This window comes from Simplicispira piscis (genome assembly GCF_054783455.1).
Genome location: NZ_BAAGQN010000027.1, coordinates 72,476 through 89,745 on the forward strand (window position 1 = coordinate 72,476; position 17,270 = coordinate 89,745).

The window sequence follows — 17,270 nt, forward strand, 5'->3', positions numbered from 1 at the left end:
GTGCAATGAGTTCCCATAACCAAAGGGAAAATACCTATAAGAAATTAGGTTGACGTAAACGTCATGCATTAGTCTAATACGTCATCCTTGATCTGCAATCGACATGAACCAGCCTACCCTTCCCCTTCAGACTCCCGCCCCGGCGCAGTACCACAGCATCTTTCGCGGCGGACTTTTCCAGGGCCGCACCTTGTGGGTGACCGGCGGCGGCAGCGGTATTGGCCGCTGCGTGGCGCATGAGCTCGCCTCGCTCGGTGCGCGCGTTGTCATCAGCGGGCGTACGCAGGAGAAGCTCGACCGCGTGGCGCAAGAGATCCGCGACGACGGCGGCCAGTGCGAAACCCAGGCCTTCGACATCCGCGACGAAGACGCGGTAAAAACTGCGGTAGCCGCCGTGGTGGCGCGCGTGGGCCGTATCGACGGACTGGTCAACAACGCGGGCGGGCAGTTCCCGGCGCCGCTGCAGGCCATCAGCAAGCGCGGCTTTGAAGCGGTCGTCAGCAACAACCTCACCGGCGGTTTTTTGATGATGCGCGAGGTGTTTCTGCAAAGCATGCAGGAGCATGGCGGCGCAATCGTCAACATGACGGCCGACTTTCGCAACGGCATGCCGGGCATGGGCCACTCGGGCGCGGCCCGCGCCGGCATGAGCAACCTGACCATGAGCGCTGCGTTTGAGTGGGCACAAGCGGGTGTGCGCGTCAATGCCGTATCGCCCGGCTGGGTGGCCTCCTCGGGCATGGACAGCTACGAAGGCCCTGTCCGGGCGATGATTAAAAAGCTGCGACAGCATGTGCCCATGCGGCGCCTGGCCACCGAGGCAGAAATCAGCGCGGCCATCGTCTTTCTGCTCAGCCCCGGTGCGGCCTTTATCAGCGGCGTCACGCTGCAGATTGACGGCGCGGCATCGCTGGGCAGCCCGGTCTTCCCGACCATGGACCACGACCGCTGCCCGCCGTTTGAGGGCTTTCACCGCGCGCAGACACCGGAGGTGCTGAACCCATGACTGCTCTGCGCACACTGATCGACGCACACAGCGACAGCTTTCGCCGCAATGCCGAGCGCATGGCCGAACGCCTCGCGCAGGTGCAAGGCCTGCAAGGCAAGGTGGTGGCCGAGTCGGCCTCCAAGCAAGGCAAGTTCGAGAAAAAAGGCCAGTTGCTTCCGCGCGAACGGGTCGCACGCCTGCTCGACCGGGGCAGCAGCTTTCTGGAACTCAGCGCCCTGGCCGGCTTGGGGATGCACGACGACGACGGCAAGAAGGCCGTGCTGGGCGGCGGCTCCATCGTCGGCATCGGCCAGGTGGCGGGCAAGCGCGTGCTCATTTCCGCCAGCGACAGCGCTGTCAAGGGCGGCACCGTGGCGCCCATGGGCCTCAAGAAAGGCCTGCGCGCGCAGGCCATCGCGCTGCAGAACAAGCTGCCGCTGATTGCGCTGGTCGAATCGGGCGGCGCCAATCTGATGTACCAGGCCGATATTTTTGTCGATGGCGGGCGCAGTTTTGCCAACCAGGCGCGCCTGTCGGCTGCGGGCATTCCGCAGATCGCGGTGGTGCATGGTTCGTCCACGGCGGGCGGCGCCTACCTGCCGGGTCTGTCCGACTATGTGGTGCTGGTGAAAGGGCGCTCAAGCATCTACCTGGCGGGCCCACCACTCGTCAAAGCAGCCATTGGCGAAGATGCGACCGACGAGGAACTGGGTGGCAGCGAGATGCACGCCAGCGTGACAGGCTTGGGTGAATACCTGGCCGAGAACGATGCGCACGCCATTGCACTGACCCGCGACCTGATGGACCACCTGCCCTGGGACGAGGCCAGTGCGCAGGGCGCCAGCGTGCGTGCGCCTTTGTTTCCCGCCGAGGAGCTGCTGGGCATCGTCCCGGCAGACGAGCGCGAGCCCTACGACGCCCGCGAGATCATCGCCCGCATCGTGGACGGCTCGCACTTCCTCGAATTCAAGGGGGCCTTCGACAGCGACACGGTGTGCGGCCATGCACGCATTGATGGCCACCATGTCGGCATCATCGCCAACAACGGCCCCATCCAGCCCACGGGCTCGGTCAAGGCGGCGCAGTTCATCCAGCTGTGCGACCAGAGCGGCACGCCGCTGGTGTTTTTACAGAACACCACAGGCTACATGGTGGGCACGGCGGCCGAGCGCGCCGGTGCCATCAAGCACGGCAGCAAGATGATCCAGGCCGTGGCCAATGCGCGGGTGCCCAAGTTCACCATCGTAGTCGGCGGCTCGTTTGGCGCGGGCAACTACGGCATGTGCGGGCGCGGGTTCGATCCCGACTTCATCTTCACCTGGCCCAGCGCACGCACCGCCGTGATGGGCGGCGCGCAGGCCGCCATGGTCATGGAGATGATCAGCCGCGGCAAGCTCGAGCGCGCCGGTGTGCCGATGAACGAGCAGGCCGAAGCCGGTATCCAGGCCATGAGCGATCAGCTCAAGCGGCGCCTGGACCTTGAATCCGACGTGCTGTTTGGCACCGCCCGCCTGTGGGACGACGGAATCATCGACCCGCGCGACACCCGCAACGTGCTGGCGCTGTGCCTGGCGATGGCACGCGACGCCAGAGCGCGCGTGCTGCACCCCAACACCTTTGGCGTGGCGCGCTTCTAAGCACCCTGCGCCGATCCCCCCTTTTTCTGGAGAAAACACCATGCAATTCACCCCCGAGCACGAGCAGATTTCCGACACCGTGCGCAAGTTTGTCGCCAACGAGATCAACCCCTTCACGGCCGAATGGGAAAAGGCAGGCATCTTCCCCGCGCGCGAGCTCTTCAAAAAGATGGGCGACCTGGGCCTGCTGGGCATCAAGTACCCCACCGAGTTCGGCGGCATGGGGCTGGACTTCAGCTACTCCATGGTGATGGCCGAAGCGCTGGGCGACTGCAACGTGGGCGGCGTGCCCATGGCCATTGGCGTGCAGACCGACATGTGCACCCCGGCGCTGGCGCGCTTTGGCAGCGACGAACTGCGCAAGGAATTCCTGGCCCCGGCGATTGCCGGCGACATGGTGGGCTGCATCGGCGTGAGCGAGGTCACCGGCGGCTCGGACGTGGCCGCGCTCAAGACCACGGCCAAAAAGGACGGCGGCGATTACGTCATCAACGGCTCCAAGATGTGGATCACCAACGGCATGCAGGCCGACTGGTGCTGCCTGCTGGCCAACACCAGCGAGGGGCAGGTGCACTCGAACAAGTCGCTCATCATGGTGCCCATGGATGCACCCGGCATCACACGCCAGAAGATCGAGAAGATCGGCATGCATTCGAGCGACACCGCGCAGCTCTTTTTCGACAACGTGCGCGTGCCCCAGCGCAACCTGATTGGCCAGGAAGGTGCGGGCTTCATGTTCCAGATGCTGCAGTTCCAGGAAGAGCGTCTGTACGGTGCGGCCAGCAGCCTGCGGTCCCTGGACAACCTGATCGACCAGACCATCGAATACACCCGCCAGCGCCACACGTTTGGCCAGCCCATCCTGAACAACCAGGTGGTGCACTTTCGCCTGGCCGAGTTGCGCACCGAGGTGGAATGCCTGCGCGCGCTGACCTACCGCGCCGTCGAATCCTACGTTGCGGGCAAGGACGTGACCAAACTCGCCTCCATGGCCAAGCTCAAGGCCGGGCGCCTCTCGCGAGAAGTCACCGACAGCTGCCTGCAGTACTGGGGCGGCATGGGCTTTACGTTTGACAACCCGATCTCGCAGGCCTACCGCGACAGCCGCCTGATCTCCATCGGTGGTGGGGCCGACGAAATCATGCTCGGCATCATCTGCAAGCTCGAAGGCACCCTCCCCGGCAAGAAGCGCTAAAGCGGATGAATGCTATGAGTTTTATAGCTATTAACGCTGTGAATACGGGCCCCGTGCTCGAAATCACCTTGAACCGCCCCGACGTGCGCAACGCCATGTCGCTGGCCATGGTGGAGGAGCTGCGTCAGGCCCTGGCGCAGGCCGAAGTCAGCGTGGGCAGCGCCCAGCCGACCCGCGTGGTGGTGCTGCGCGGCGCGGGCGGGCATTTCTGCGCGGGGGGCGACCTCAAGGACATGGCCATGGCCCGCATGCGCGCCCTGGAATCGCCAACGGGCACCGACCTTGTCCACGATCCTGTGGCCGAAGTCAACGCCGCTTTCGGCCGCATGTGCGCGGCTTTTGCCGACACGCCGCTGGCCGTGGTGGCGGTGCTGGAGGGCACGGTGATGGGCGGCGGCTTTGGTCTGGCCTGCGTGGCCGATGTGGCCATTGCCACCGAAACGGCCCACTTCCGACTGCCGGAAACCGCGCTCGGCGTGGTACCCGCGCAGATTGCACCTTTCCTCGTCGAGCGGCTGGGCTACTCCCAGGCCAAGCGCCTGGCCGTCACCGGCGGGCGATTGGATGCGGCACAAGCCCTGGCCATTGGCCTCGTGCACCAGCAGGTGCAAACCACCGAAGTGGACAGTGCCGTACAGGCCGTGCTGACCGACATTCTGGCCTGCGCACCCGGGGCCCTGGCCGCCACCAAGGCGCTGATGGCCAAGGCGCGCTGGAACCCTCCCGCCGATTTGGTGGACGAGGCTGCAGCGCTCTTCTCACGCGCTGTGCAAGGCCCCGAAGGCCAGGAAGGCACCAGCGCATTTCTGCAGAAACGCAAACCGACTTGGGTTCCGGCATGACTTTTTCGAAAATACTGATTGCAAACCGAGGGGAGATCGCTTGCAGGGTTATTAAGACCGCTCGCGCACTCGGCTACCGCACCGTCGCCGTGTATTCCGACGCCGATGCCCAAGCCCCCCATGTCGCCCTGGCCGATGAATCGGTGCACATCGGCCCGGCACCAGCGACCGAAAGTTATCTGTCGATCGATGCCTTGTTGCAAGCCGCGCGCTTCACCGGCGCCGATGCGGTGCACCCAGGCTACGGCTTCCTGTCCGAGCGCGCCGATTTTGCGCAGGCGTGCGCGGGCGCCGGTCTCGTCTTCATCGGCCCCCCTGCATCGGCCATTACGGCCATGGGCGACAAGGCCGTCGCCAAGCGGCGCATGGTCGACGCCGGTGTGCCCTGCGCGCCTGGCTACCTGGGCGAAGACCAGAGCGACGAATGCCTGCTGCGCGAAGCCGCCCGCTTGCAAGCCCCTTTGCTCGTCAAGGCCGTGAACGGCGGCGGCGGTCGCGGCATGCGCCTGGTGCGTGACCTGGCCGAGGTGCCCGAAGCCTTGGCGGGAGCCCGGCGCGAAGCCACCAGCGCGTTTGGCGACGGCTCACTGATGCTGGAGCGCCTGATTGAAGGCGGGCGCCATATCGAGATCCAGGTGTTTGCCGACGCGCATGGCAACGCCGTGCACCTGGGCGAGCGCGACTGCACCGCGCAGCGCCGCCGCCAGAAGGTCATTGAAGAAGCGCCCTCCCCCATCGTCTCGCCGCAGATGCGCGCGCAGATGGGCGCAGACGCCGTGGCCGCCGCCCTGGCGGTGGGCTACCGCGGCGCGGGCACGGTGGAGTTCATCGTGGACAGCGAAAACCGCCACTACTTCCTGGAAATGAACACCCGTCTGCAGGTGGAGCACCCGGTGACCGAATGCATCACCGGCCTGGATCTGGTCGAGTGGCAGCTGCGCGTGGCAGCGGGCGAACCCCTGCCGCTGCAGCAGCAGGACATCCGCCTCGACGGCCACGCCATCGAAGTGCGGCTCTACGCCGAAGACCCCTACAACGGCTTTGCCCCGCAGACCGGCCCGGTGCAGTTCTGGCGCCCCGAGCTCGCCCTGGCAGGCCGTGCACGGGGGCAATGCGCCTTTGGCGAGGTGCGCATTGACGCTGGCATTCGGGAAGGTGGCTCCATCACCCCCTGGTACGACCCCATGGTGGCCAAGCTGATCGCGCACGGCCGCGACCGCAACGACGCTATCCGCCGCCTGATGGCCGCACTGGAAGACAGCCCGCTGCTGGGGGTGCGCAACAACGCACGCTTCCTGCGCGACCTGCTGGACCACCCCGACTTTCGCGCAGCGCGCATGCACACCGCGACCATCGACCAATGGATGCAGGAAGGCGTTGCTCTGCTGCAAGCGCCGCAAGCGGACGCCAATACCTGGGCCCTGGCTGCTGCTGCACTGGTGGCGCAAACCTCGGACGCCTTGCGGCCCGACAGCGTGGCCGCCTGGAGCACCACGCTGGCTTTGCAAGGCACGGCCGAAAGCCAGGCCGTGCGCATCCGCCCCCACGGTGCGCAGGTGACGGTGGAGCTGGCCAGCGGCGAGGCCTTCGACTTTGAGCACATTGCCTTGCAAGACCACCGCCTGCACTACCGCCAGGGCGGTGTGCAGCGGCAGGCCCTGTGCTTGCTGCACGGTGGCCGGGTAACGCTCTCCTTGGGCGCTGCGGTGTTTGTGTTCGAAGAGAAATCACCCTTCCCGCAAACCGACCAGGCCCTTGACCCGCGCAAACTGCGCTCGCCCGTGGCAGGCACCGTCTGCGCCATCTCCGTGGCCGTGGGCGACCAGGTCAAGGCAGGCCAGCCCCTGCTCTGCGTAGAGGCCATGAAGATGGAAATGTGGCTCAGCGCCCGCGCTGATGGCACCGTTACCGCCCTGCATGCAGCACTCAAAGGCAGCGTGGCTGCAGGCAGCGTGCTCGCAGAACTTGAACTCACCACCGAAGAGACCACACCATGAGCAACAACAAAGCCATCCTGACCTGCGCCCTCACCGGCGTGCTGACCAACCCCCTGCAGCATCCCGTACCCGTCACGCCCGAGCAGATGGCCGCACAGGCCCGCCAGGCATTTGATGCGGGTGCTTCCATCATGCATGTGCACATCCGCTCCCAGCAAGAAGGCATGGGCCACATGCCCAGCTGGGACCCCGATGTGGCACAAGAAATTGTGGACGCCATCCGCCAGGCCTGCCCGGGCGTCATCATCAACCTGACCACCGGCGTCGTCGGCAAGGACATCAGCGGGCCACTCGCCTGCATCCGCCGCGTGCGCCCCGAAATCGCTGCCTGCAACGCGGGCAGCCTGAACTACCTCAAGCTCAAGGAAGACAGCACCTGGGCCTGGCCGCCCATGGTGTTCGACAACCCGGTGGCCAAGGTGCAGCAGTTTCTTGACGTCATGGCCGAGTGCGGGACGCACCCCGAGTTCGAGTGCTTCGACGTGGGCATCGTGCGCTCGACCACCATGTACATCAAGAACGGCATGCTGAGGCCCGAGATGGGCCGCCCCGAATACAACCTGGTGATGGGCGTGGCCTCGGGCATGCCCTGCGATGCGCAATTGCTGGAGCTGCTGCCCCAGTGGATGGCACCGGGCGCCGTTTGGCAGGCCACGCTGATCGGCCGCCAGGAGATCTGGCCTGTGCACCAAAAAACCGCTGAGCTGGGCGGCATGCTGCGCACCGGGCTGGAAGACACCTTCTACCTGCCGGACGGCAGCCGCGCTGGCGGCAACGGCCCGCTCATCGAGGCCCTGGCGCAATGCGCGCAGAACGCCGGGCGCGGCATCGCATCGCCCGCTGAGGCGCGGCAGATGCTTGGGCTGAAAGCCTGACAACGGTGGTCAAGCCAAGGCCCCATAGAAGGGCCAGGCCAAGCGCGGCGACGCCGCGCTGAATAAACAAAAGCCAAGGAGACAAAAAACATGCCCATCACCGACGCGCGCAAGGTGCCCCTGGCGGCCCGCGACAGCCAGTTCGCCAGCATTCCTGCACGCCTTTTGCGCACCGCTGCGCGCCAGCCCACGCATCCCGCCTACTACGTGCGCGATGCCACTGGCTGGCAGGCCACGAATTGGGGCGACTATGCCGCCCAGGTGCGCCAGGCCGCGCGCGCCCTGGTGGCGCTGGGTGTGCAGCCGGGCGACGCCGTGTGCATCCTGGGCTTCAACCGGCCTGAATGGACCACGATGGATCTCGCGGCGATGATGGTGGGCGGCGTGGCGGCCGGCATTTACTGGAGCAGCGCGGCCAACGAAATCGCCTACATCGTGGAGCACAGTGGCTGTGCGGTTCTGTTGGTGGAAAACCCGCAGCAGTGGCAGAAGGCGGCAGCGGAGCCCCAATCCCTGTCCCGCCTGCGCGCCACGGTGATGATGCGGCGCGCCAGCACTGAACTGCCCGCACAGGCCTCCAATGGCATCAACCCTCCCATGGACTGGGAGGCTTTCATGGCGCTTGGCGCCGGCATGGAGCACGATGGCGAGGTGCAGCGGCGCCTGGACGCCATTGAAGAAAGCGACATTGCCACGCTGATCTACACCTCTGGCACCACGGGCCACCCCAAAGCCGTAGAGCTGAGCCATGCCAACCTGAGCTGGACCTCGGCCGGGCTCTCGGCCGCGTTCGCGGTAACGCCACAAGACCGTTTGATTTCCTACCTGCCGCTGGCCCATGTGGCCGAACAAATGGGGGCCATCTGCAACCATGTATTGGCGGGCTATCAGGTGTACTTCGCCAATTCGCTGGAGACCCTGGGCGAGCATTTACAGGAGGTGCATCCCACCATCTTCTTTGGCGTACCCCGTGTCTGGGAGAAGATGCAGGCGGCCATTACCAGCAAGCTGGACGCCGCCACCGGCACCAAGGCGGCTCTGGCACGCTGGGCGCTGCGTGCCGGGCGCGACTGGCATGCCAAGGCTTTGCAAGGACAGGAGCCCAGTGCCTGGCGGGATATGAAAAAGCGCTTGGCGGGCAAGCTGGTGCACAAAAAGGTGCAAAAGGCGCTGGGTTTTGACCAGGCGCGCATCCTGCTCTCGGGCGCTGCACCGATCTCCGTGGAGAACCTGCAGTTCTTCACCAGCCTCGATTTGGTCATTGGCGAGGTCTATGGCCAGTCGGAAGACAGTGGCCCCACCGCCATCAGCCTGCCGGGCTTCATCCGCATCGGAGCCGCAGGCAAGCCCCTGCCCGGCGTACAGGTGCGCATTGCCGAAGACGGCGAAATCCTCGTCAAAGGGCCCAATGTGTTCAGGGGCTACAAAGGCCGCCCGGAAGCCACGGCCGAGACGCTGCAGGACGGCTGGCTGCACAGCGGCGATCTGGGCCGTATCGACGAAGACGGTTTCATCTACGTGACCGGCCGCAAGAAAGACCTGCTCATCACCTCGGGCGGCAAAAACATCTCACCCGGCAACATCGAGGCCGATCTGATGAACCTGCCCCTGGTGGAGCATGCGGTGGTCGTGGGCGACTCGCGCAACTACCTGGCCACGCTGCTGACGCTCAAAACCGATGTGCTGCAGAGCTTTGCGCAGCAGCACGACCTGCCAGGCACGCTGGCGCAATGGCGCACAAGCCCCCAGGTGCACGAAGAACTACAGCGCGGAATCGATGCCGTCAACGCGCGGCAGGCGCGCGTAGCCCACATCCGCAAGTTCAGCGTCATCCAGGACGACTTCTCCATCGACAACGGCTGCCTCACGCCCACGCAAAAAATCCGCCGCAACGTGGTGCAGCGGCAGTACGCGGCCGAGATCGAAGCGCTTTACCGCGATACCGCGAACCCGGTCTAGTTGCGCGCAGCACGCCGGCCGCAATACAGCCACATCCCGGTTCCAGCCAAGACCATGGGCAGGCACAGCCACTGGCCCATGCTCATACCCAGGGACAACAGCCCTAAAAAGCTGTCGGGTTCACGGAAATACTCGGCAATGAAACGCAGCACGCCATACCCCACCAGGAACGCGGCGGCCACCTGGCCCTGCGGGCGTTCGCGGCGGGCGTAGAGCCACAAGAGAACGAACAGCAGCAATCCTTCCAGCAGAAACTGGTAAATCTGCGAGGGATGCCGGGGCTGCAAGGACCCGCTCTGCGCAAACACCATGCCCCAGGGCAGATCGGGGCTGGAAAAGCGCCCCCACAGCTCCCCATTAATGAAGTTGCCCACCCGCCCCGCCGCCAGGCCCGTGGGTACACAAGGCGCCACAAAATCCGCCACCTGCATCCAGGGGCGTTTGCGTGAATGGGCAAACCACAGCATGGAGGCAATCACGCCCAGCAGGCCGCCATGAAAGCTCATGCCACCTTGCCAGATGGCGAAAATTTCCAGCGGATGGCTGGCGTAATAGCCCGGCTTGTAGAACAGGCAGTAGCCCAGGCGCCCGCCTAGCACGACGCCCATCACGCCCAGGAAAAGAATGTCCTCCACGTCTTTGCGCGTCCAGGCGCCAGGGCCGGTGATGGATACAAAGGGTTCATGGCGCAGGCGCTGCAGGCCGAGGAACATAAACAATCCGAAGGCGGCGAGATAGGTCAGGCCATACCAGTGGATGGCAACCGGGCCCAGTTGCAAGGCGACGGGATCAATGTGGGGGTATGTCAGCATGTTGGGCGGTATTGTGCCCGCGCCTGCGCGATACTGGCACCAGCAATGGAGGAAACACTATGCAAGGCCACCCCGAAGTCATCGCTTATTTCAAGGAACTGCTGCGCGGTGAGTTGGCAGCGCGCGACCAGTACTTCATCCACTCACGCATCTATGAAGACCTGGGCCTTACCCGCCTGTTTGCCCGCATGGACCACGAGATGCAGGAAGAAACGCAGCACGCCGATGCCCTGCTGCGCCGCATCCTGTTCCTGGGCGGTACGCCCGACATGCGGCCCAGAGAGTTTGCTTTTGGCCGTACCGTGCCCGAAATGCTGCAAAAAGACCTGGCACTGGAGTACGAGGTGCGCGCAGCCCTGCAAAAAGGCATGGCGCTGTGCGAGAGCGTGGCCGACTACGTGGGCCGCGACTTGCTGCTGGCCCAATTGCGCGACACCGAGGAAGACCATGCCTACTGGCTGGAAAAGCAACTGGGCCTGATCGAGAAGATCGGTCTGGAGAACTACCTTCAGAGCCAGACCGGAGCATCGTCCTGACTGATCTCACAACGGCTAAAAAATATCAGTCAAATTAGCCTCTAACGCTTACCCCATAAGCGCAAAAAGCTATTTATAAGATAGCAAAATGCCGTCTCAGCATTCGCTGGAACGGCATTTTTTAGATGGACCTGGATGAGCCGAATCAGTCGTCCAGCAGCGACAAGTCGCGCACTGCGCCTTTGTCTGCCGACATCACCAACTTGGCATAGGCCTTGAGTGCAGCCGACACCTTGCGCGGGCGCGGCTGGGCAGGCTTCCAGCCCTTGGCATCCTGTTCGGCGCGGCGTTTGGCCAGTTCTTCATCGGACACCAGCACGTTGATGCTGCGGTTCGGGATATCGATGCGGATGCGGTCACCATTGCGCACCAGGCCAATCGCACCACCGGCTGCGGCCTCGGGTGAGGCATGGCCAATGGACAGACCCGAGGTTCCGCCGGAGAAGCGCCCGTCGGTCAGCAGTGCACAGGCTTTGCCCAGGCCTTTGGACTTGATGTAGCTGGTGGGGTAGAGCATCTCTTGCATGCCGGGGCCGCCTTTGGGGCCTTCGTAGCGCACGATCACGATGTCGCCCGCCTTGACCTTGTCGTCCAGAATATTGGCCACCGCTTCGTCTTGCGATTCGGTCACGTGGGCCGGGCCTTCAAACACCATCAGTGCGTCATCCACACCTGCCGTTTTAACCACGCACCCCTTGAGCGCAATGTTGCCCACCAGCACGGCCAGGCCACCCTCTTGCGAAAAAGCATGCTCGCCGGAGCGAATGCACCCCTGGGCGCGGTCCAGGTCCAGGCTGGGCCAGCGGGTGCTCTGGCTGAAGGCCGTCTGGGTAGGGATGCCACCCGGGCCAGCCATATAGAAGGTTTTGACGGCATCCGACGGGTTGCGGGCAATATCCCACTCGTCCAGCGCATCCTTCAGGGTCTTTGCGTACACCGTGGGTGTATCGGTGTGCAGCTTGCCTGCGCGGTCGAGCTCACCCAGGATGGCCATGATGCCTCCAGCGCGGTGCACGTCTTCAATGTGGTACTTGTCGGTATTGGGCGCCACTTTGCACAGCTGCGGCACAACGCGCGAGAGGCGGTCAATGTCGGCCATGGTGAAGTCGATCTCGGCCTCTTGCGCAATCGCCAAAATGTGCAGGATGGTGTTGGTCGAGCCGCCCATGGCAATGTCCAGCGTCATGGCGTTCTCAAATGCCTTGAAGCCCATGGAGCGCGGCAGGATGCTGCTGTCCTCTTGCTCGTAGTAACGTTTGCACAGGTCCACCACCAAGCGCCCGGCGCGCTTGAACAGCTGTTCACGGTCGGAGTGCGTCGCCAGCGTGGTGCCGTTGCCGGGCAGCGAGAGGCCCAGGGCCTCGGTCAGGCAGTTCATGGAGTTGGCGGTGAACATGCCCGAGCAGGAGCCGCAGGTGGGGCAGGCGCTGCGCTCCACCTCGGCCACGTCGGCGTCGGACGCTGTGTCATCAGCCGCCATCACCATGGCGTCGATCAGGTCGAGTTTTTTGAACGTCAGGGAGTGCGTGCCTGGCGTGGCCAGCTGGACCTTGCCCGCCTCCATGGGGCCGCCCGACACGAACACCACGGGAATATTGACGCGCATGGCGGCCATGAGCATGCCGGGGGTGATCTTGTCGCAATTGGAGATGCACACCATGGCGTCGGCGCAGTGGGCATTGACCATGTACTCGACCGAGTCGGCAATGATGTCGCGGCTGGGTAGCGAGTACAGCATGCCGTCGTGGCCCATGGCAATGCCGTCGTCCACGGCAATGGTGTTGAACTCCTTGGCCACGCCGCCTGCGGCCTCGATCTCGCGCGCCACCAGTTGCCCCATGTCCTTGAGGTGCACATGTCCAGGCACGAACTGTGTGAAGGAATTGACGACCGCGATGATGGGCTTCTGGAAGTCATCATCTTTCATGCCGGTGGCGCGCCACAGGGCACGCGCACCGGCCATGTTGCGTCCGGCGGTGGAGGTTTTGGAACGGTAGGCTGGCATGGTGTCGAATCGTCCGTGGGGCGGTTAAATAAAAGAGATTTTTTGATTATGTCGCAGGGATTTTCCGACCAAGCCGTGCGACAAAGACCAGCACAACCGCAACAGGGTCATGCACAACGCGAACCGGGTTCGCTCGCGGTATCAAAAGACTACGCCAGCACTACAGGCACCGGCTTTTAGAGCGGATCACAAAACCCAGCGAAGCGGTTCTGGCGAGGCGCTGTGTCGCAGGCAGTACGGGTATTACGACAAGACGCGGCAACGACGCCAGAAACGTTTTGTGAGTCGCTCTTAGCGCGGCTTGCGCGGGCGCATGCCCAGCGCTTCCTTGTGCTTGTCGATACGGTCCTGCTTGCGCTGGTCCATTTTTTCCATCGCTTTGCGCTTGGTATAGCCGGTGCTGTCGGCCCAGGCCCACCACAAAAATGTCAGGCCAAACGGTGTCAGCACCCACCACCAAGACCATGCGGCAACAGGGCCGATTTCAAGGTATTTGAGAAGTGCCAGAATGATTCCCAAGCCAAGCATGTACATGATAATCCTCAAAAGATGCCGTAATGGTATGGCTGCAGTCAACCTGAGTCATTACAATCGCGTTGCATCAATGTAACCCAACCCAGAGGAAAGACCACGATGAAGCGCACCCTGATTACCCTCGCTATGACGCTGGCTGTTGCCGCTCCTGCCTTGGCCGATGAGGCGCTGGCCAAGTCCAAGAACTGCATGGCCTGCCACGCAGTGGACAAGAAGCTCGTGGGCCCTGCCTACAAGGAAGTGGCGAAAAAGTATGCTGGCCAGAAAGACGCTGAAGCGACCCTGATCACCCACGTCATGAAGGGCAGCAAAGGCGTGTGGGGCCCAGTGCCCATGCCCGCTAACGCCCAGGTCAACGAAGCCGAAGCCAAGAAGCTGGTCGACTGGGTTCTGTCGCTCAAGTAATTCGGTCTTTGGTCACACGGTTTGCCAACCCGTTGGCAGCCCCCCCCGAAACCGCCGCAATCCTGCCAAGGACGCGGCGGTTTTTGTTTGTGGTTGTCGCCACATAAGAAAAGGGCGCCTCGCGACGCCCCCTTTTTTATTCAGCCAAAACGCGCTGCGCGCTGCCGCCTTGCGGCGGCTGCTTGATCAATTGGTTTCAGCCAATTGATTGAAACTAACGGGATTTTGGCGAACACATCACGTCGCTGCGCGACATGAGTGCTCTCCGAATCCGGCGAAGGCGCCATGCGCCTGCCGCCTTGCGGCGGCTGCTTGATCAATTGGTTTCAGCCAATTGATCAAGAATCGCCGGATTCTCCAACGTACTTGTGTCTTGGGTGATGGCTTCGCCCTTGGCGATGGAGCGCAGCAAGCGGCGCATGATCTTGCCGCTGCGGGTCTTGGGCAGGTTGTCGCCGAAGCGGATGTCCTTGGGCTTGGCGATGGGGCCGATTTCCTTGGCCACCCAGTCGCGCAACTCCTTGGCGATCTGCTTGGCTTCCTCGCCCGTGGGGCGGCTGCGCTTGAGCACCACGAAGGCGCAGATGGCTTCGCCCGTCACATCGTCGGGGCGCCCCACCACAGCGGCTTCTGCCACCAGATCCGTCTTTGCTACCAGGGCCGATTCGATTTCCATGGTGCCCATACGGTGGCCCGAGACGTTGAGCACGTCGTCGATGCGGCCCGTGATGCGGAAGTAGCCACGATCAGCGCTGCGCACTGCGCCATCGCCAGCGAGGTACGTCGTGCCACCCATCTCATCGGGGAAATAGCTCTTCTTGAAGCGCTCCGGGTCACCCCAGATCGTGCGGATCATGCTGGGCCAGGGACGCTTGATGACCAGCATGCCACCCGAGCCATTAGGAATGTCATTGCCCGTTTCGTCCACGATGGCGGCCATGATGCCGGGCAAGGGTAGCGTGCAGCTGCCGGGCACCAGCGGCGTCGCGCCAGGCAGCGGAGTGATGACATGGCCACCGTTTTCGGTCTGCCAGAACGTGTCCACCACGGGGCAACGCTCGCCACCGACGTTTTTGTAGTACCACATCCAGGCTTCGGGATTGATAGGCTCGCCCACGCTACCCAGGATGCGCAGGCTCGACAGATCCGACCGCGCAGGATGCACAGCGGGATCAGCATCGGCCGACTTGATGAGCGAGCGGATCGCTGTGGGGGCTGTGTAGAACACCGTGCACTTGTGGCGCTCAATCATCTGCCAGAAGCGACCAGCGTTCGGGTAGGTGGGGATGCCCTCAAAAATGATCTGCGTAGCCCCTGCAGCCAAGGGGCCGTAGGTGACATAGGTATGGCCAGTGATCCAGCCGATGTCGGCCGTGCACCAGAACACGTCGCTGGGCTGGATATCGAAGGTCCACTCCATGGTGGCCTTGGCCCACATCAGGTAGCCCGCGGTGCTGTGCTGCACACCCTTGGGCTTGCCGGTCGAGCCCGAGGTGTAGAGGATAAACAGCGGATGCTCGGCGCCCACGGCGACCGGCTCGCAAATGTCGGACTGGCCTTCCATCGCCTGGCTGAAAGTGAGGTCGCGCCCGGCCACCATGTTGCAGGCCGTCTTGGTGCGCTCGAACACCAGCACGTTGCGCACGTTCTCGCAATTGCCCATGGCCAGGGCTTCGTCGATGATGGCCTTGAGGGGCAGCTCCTTGCCGCCGCGCAGTTGGGCGTTGGCGGTAATGACAACACTGGCGCCCACGTCAATGACGCGCTCATGCACAGCCTTGGCCGAGAAACCGCCAAATACCACGCTGTGGATGGCGCCAAGGCGCGCACAGGCCTGCATGGCCACCACGCCTTCGATGGTCATGGGCATGTAGATCAGCACGCGATCGCCCTTGCCCACGCCCAGCGCAGCGAGTGCATTGGCGAAGCGGCTGACCCGCACCAGCAGCTCCTTGTAGGTGACACGGGTCACCGAGCCGTCATCGGCCTCGAAGATGATGGCGGTCTTGTTCTCGGCGGGCGTGCCCATATGGCGATCGAGACAGTTGGCCGAGGCATTGAGCTCGCCGTCTGCATACCACTGGTAAAACGGCGCGTTGGATTCGTCCAGGGTCTGCGTGAACGGCTTGGTCCACTGCAGGTGCTCGCGGCCCAGGCGCGCCCAGAAGCCCTCGTAGTCCGCTGCGGCTTCGGCGCACAGGGCCTCGTAGGCAGGCATACCGGAAACGCGGGCGGCCTGCACGGTGGCGTCCGCAGGCGGGAAAACGCGGTTTTCCACCAGAGTGGATTCAATGGCATTCGATGGCGCGCTCATGGGTGTGTCTCCTGAAAATCGGTGAAGGTTCACCCGAGACTGTCCATGCACGCACTTACATGCTACTGACTGGGCCCTCACAGCCCCGTTTTGCCACCCGCCGAGTCGGCGGGACAGCCGCAGCCCGATCAGGCGGCCAGTAAACGCGCTCGCGCAGCCTTGTATTCGTCGCGCAAACGAGCCACCAGCGCCGCTGTGGTCGTCACCGCCTGCACTGCGCCAATGCCCTGGCCGCAGCCCCAGATGTCCTTCCAGGCCTTGGTGGAGTTGCCACCAAAATTCATCTTGCTCGGATCGGACTCGGGCAGATTGTCAGGGTCCATGCCCGCCGCTCGGATCGACGGTGCCAGGTAGTTGCCGTGCACGCCTGTGAACAGGTTGCTGTAGACGATGTCGTCTGAATTTCCATCGACGATGGCCTGCTTGTAAGCATCGCTGGCGCGCGCTTCTTCCGTCGCGATGAAGGCCGAGCCGATGTAGCCAAAATCAGCGCCCATGGCTTGTGCCGCCAGCACAGCATCGCCCGTGGCGATGGCGCCGCTGAGCGCCAGCGGGCCGTCGAACCACTGGCGGATTTCCTGCACCAGGGCAAAGGGGCTCTTCACCCCGGCATGGCCACCTGCGCCTGCTGCCACTGCGATCAGGCCATCGGCCCCCTTCTCGATGGCCTTGTGCGCAAACTTGTTGTTGATGATGTCGTGCAGCACGATGCCACCCCAGGCGTGCACCGCCTGGTTCACGTCTTCACGCGCACCCAGGCTGGTGATGACGATCGGCACCTTGTACTTGGCGCAGACCTGCATGTCGTGCTCCAGCCGGTCGTTGCTCTTGTGCACGATCTGGTTGATGGCAAACGGCGCTGCGGGTTGCTCCGGGTGCGCCTTGTCCCAGGCGGCCAGGGTTTCGGTGATCTCGGCCAGCCATTCGTCCAACTGTTCGGCAGGACGGGCATTGAGCGAGGGCATGGCGCCCACAATGCCGGCCTTGCATTGCTCGATCACCAACTGGGGGTTGCTGATGATGAACAAGGGCGACCCAATGACGGGCAGCGAGAGCTTTTGCAGAACCGGTGGCAGTTTGGACATGGCAACTTTCGCAGAATAAAAATATGAGTGAAATGAGCCTGTAACGCCCTATTCAAGAGCGCCAAAAGCTATTGTTTTCATAGCAA

At 63.5% G+C, this 17,270-nt stretch carries 14 protein-coding genes; 9 read left to right on the forward strand and 5 right to left on the reverse strand.

Annotation, left to right across the window (positions count from 1 at the left end; genetic code table 11):
* Positions 1–103: 103 nt before the first annotated feature.
* The 7 genes from ACYVOC_RS17180 (at position 104) to ACYVOC_RS17210 (ending at position 9,493) form a co-directional block, all read left to right on the forward strand.
* Positions 104–1,006 carry an SDR family oxidoreductase gene (locus tag ACYVOC_RS17180; protein WP_116003263.1) on the forward strand — a complete coding sequence of 301 codons (903 nt, stop codon included), beginning with the start codon at positions 104–106 and terminating at the stop codon, positions 1,004–1,006.
* Entirely contained in the window at positions 1,003–2,625 is a 1,623-nt protein-coding gene (locus tag ACYVOC_RS17185; RefSeq protein WP_461162574.1) for an acyl-CoA carboxylase subunit beta, read from the forward strand. The genes ACYVOC_RS17180 and ACYVOC_RS17185 overlap by 4 nt, the downstream gene beginning before the upstream one ends.
* A gap of 40 nt (positions 2,626–2,665) precedes the next feature.
* Entirely contained in the window at positions 2,666–3,820 is a 1,155-nt protein-coding gene (locus ACYVOC_RS17190; protein ID WP_461162575.1) for an acyl-CoA dehydrogenase family protein, read from the forward strand.
* Between the two features lie 14 nt (positions 3,821–3,834).
* Complete coding sequence (locus ACYVOC_RS17195) at positions 3,835–4,662, forward strand: enoyl-CoA hydratase/isomerase family protein (RefSeq protein ID WP_461162576.1); 828 nt, start codon at positions 3,835–3,837, stop codon at positions 4,660–4,662.
* Entirely contained in the window at positions 4,659–6,659 is a 2,001-nt protein-coding gene (locus ACYVOC_RS17200; protein ID WP_461162577.1) for an acetyl/propionyl/methylcrotonyl-CoA carboxylase subunit alpha, read from the forward strand. The genes ACYVOC_RS17195 and ACYVOC_RS17200 overlap by 4 nt, the downstream gene beginning before the upstream one ends.
* Positions 6,656–7,534, forward strand: coding sequence for a beta-keto acid cleavage family enzyme (locus tag ACYVOC_RS17205; protein WP_461162578.1), 879 nt, complete (start codon positions 6,656–6,658; stop codon positions 7,532–7,534). The genes ACYVOC_RS17200 and ACYVOC_RS17205 overlap by 4 nt, the downstream gene beginning before the upstream one ends.
* Positions 7,535–7,624: 90 nt before the next feature.
* Positions 7,625–9,493 carry an AMP-dependent synthetase/ligase gene (locus ACYVOC_RS17210; protein ID WP_461162579.1) on the forward strand — a complete coding sequence of 623 codons (1,869 nt, stop codon included), beginning with the start codon at positions 7,625–7,627 and terminating at the stop codon, positions 9,491–9,493.
* On the opposite strand, the gene lgt is transcribed toward ACYVOC_RS17210, so the two are convergent.
* Complete coding sequence (gene lgt, locus ACYVOC_RS17215; RefSeq protein WP_461162580.1) at positions 9,490–10,305, reverse strand: prolipoprotein diacylglyceryl transferase; 816 nt, start codon at positions 10,303–10,305, stop codon at positions 9,490–9,492. The genes ACYVOC_RS17210 and lgt overlap by 4 nt on opposite strands.
* 59 nt (positions 10,306–10,364) lie before the next feature.
* Here lgt and bfr point away from each other — a divergent pair, with 59 nt between their 5' ends.
* Complete coding sequence (gene bfr, locus ACYVOC_RS17220; protein ID WP_116003255.1) at positions 10,365–10,841, forward strand: bacterioferritin; 477 nt, start codon at positions 10,365–10,367, stop codon at positions 10,839–10,841.
* Between the two features lie 145 nt (positions 10,842–10,986).
* Here the strand turns inward: bfr and ilvD are convergent, their stop codons facing one another.
* Together ilvD and ACYVOC_RS17230 are read right to left on the reverse strand one after the other, a co-directional pair.
* The gene (ilvD, locus tag ACYVOC_RS17225) at positions 10,987–12,846 is read right to left on the reverse strand and encodes a dihydroxy-acid dehydratase (protein ID WP_116003254.1); all 1,860 of its coding nucleotides are present in this window, start codon (positions 12,844–12,846) and stop codon (positions 10,987–10,989) included.
* A 291-nt stretch (positions 12,847–13,137) separates the two neighbouring features.
* Entirely contained in the window at positions 13,138–13,380 is a 243-nt protein-coding gene (locus ACYVOC_RS17230) for a TIGR04438 family Trp-rich protein (protein ID WP_116003253.1), read from the reverse strand.
* Between the two features lie 99 nt (positions 13,381–13,479).
* Between ACYVOC_RS17230 and ACYVOC_RS17235 the strand changes: the two genes are divergently transcribed.
* Complete coding sequence (locus ACYVOC_RS17235) at positions 13,480–13,785, forward strand: c-type cytochrome (protein ID WP_116003252.1); 306 nt, start codon at positions 13,480–13,482, stop codon at positions 13,783–13,785.
* A gap of 316 nt (positions 13,786–14,101) precedes the next feature.
* On the opposite strand, the gene acs is transcribed toward ACYVOC_RS17235, so the two are convergent.
* Positions 14,102–16,099: an acetate--CoA ligase gene (gene acs / locus ACYVOC_RS17240; protein ID WP_461162581.1), complete on the reverse strand. Its 1,998-nt coding sequence runs from the start codon at positions 16,097–16,099 to the stop codon at positions 14,102–14,104.
* Positions 16,100–16,227: 128 nt separating this feature from the next.
* Positions 16,228–17,184 carry an NAD(P)H-dependent flavin oxidoreductase gene (locus ACYVOC_RS17245; RefSeq protein ID WP_116003250.1) on the reverse strand — a complete coding sequence of 319 codons (957 nt, stop codon included), beginning with the start codon at positions 17,182–17,184 and terminating at the stop codon, positions 16,228–16,230.
* Positions 17,185–17,270 lie beyond the last annotated feature (86 nt).

Bases quoted from the DNA above. Each gene is read 5' to 3' on its own strand.
- ACYVOC_RS17180 (WP_116003263.1), top strand. From the start codon at position 104: ATGAACCAGCCTACCCTTCCCCTTCAGACTCCCGCCCCGGCGCAGTAC.
- ACYVOC_RS17185 (WP_461162574.1), top strand. From the start codon at position 1,003: ATGACTGCTCTGCGCACACTGATCGACGCACACAGCGACAGCTTTCGC.
- ACYVOC_RS17190 (WP_461162575.1), top strand. From the start codon at position 2,666: ATGCAATTCACCCCCGAGCACGAGCAGATTTCCGACACCGTGCGCAAG.
- ACYVOC_RS17195 (WP_461162576.1), top strand. From the start codon at position 3,835: ATGAGTTTTATAGCTATTAACGCTGTGAATACGGGCCCCGTGCTCGAA.
- ACYVOC_RS17200 (WP_461162577.1), top strand. From the start codon at position 4,659: ATGACTTTTTCGAAAATACTGATTGCAAACCGAGGGGAGATCGCTTGC.
- ACYVOC_RS17205 (WP_461162578.1), top strand. From the start codon at position 6,656: ATGAGCAACAACAAAGCCATCCTGACCTGCGCCCTCACCGGCGTGCTG.
- ACYVOC_RS17210 (WP_461162579.1), top strand. From the start codon at position 7,625: ATGCCCATCACCGACGCGCGCAAGGTGCCCCTGGCGGCCCGCGACAGC.
- lgt (WP_461162580.1), bottom strand. From the start codon at position 10,305: ATGCTGACATACCCCCACATTGATCCCGTCGCCTTGCAACTGGGCCCG.
- bfr (WP_116003255.1), top strand. From the start codon at position 10,365: ATGCAAGGCCACCCCGAAGTCATCGCTTATTTCAAGGAACTGCTGCGC.
- ilvD (WP_116003254.1), bottom strand. From the start codon at position 12,846: ATGCCAGCCTACCGTTCCAAAACCTCCACCGCCGGACGCAACATGGCC.
- ACYVOC_RS17230 (WP_116003253.1), bottom strand. From the start codon at position 13,380: ATGTACATGCTTGGCTTGGGAATCATTCTGGCACTTCTCAAATACCTT.
- ACYVOC_RS17235 (WP_116003252.1), top strand. From the start codon at position 13,480: ATGAAGCGCACCCTGATTACCCTCGCTATGACGCTGGCTGTTGCCGCT.
- acs (WP_461162581.1), bottom strand. From the start codon at position 16,099: ATGAGCGCGCCATCGAATGCCATTGAATCCACTCTGGTGGAAAACCGC.
- ACYVOC_RS17245 (WP_116003250.1), bottom strand. From the start codon at position 17,184: ATGTCCAAACTGCCACCGGTTCTGCAAAAGCTCTCGCTGCCCGTCATT.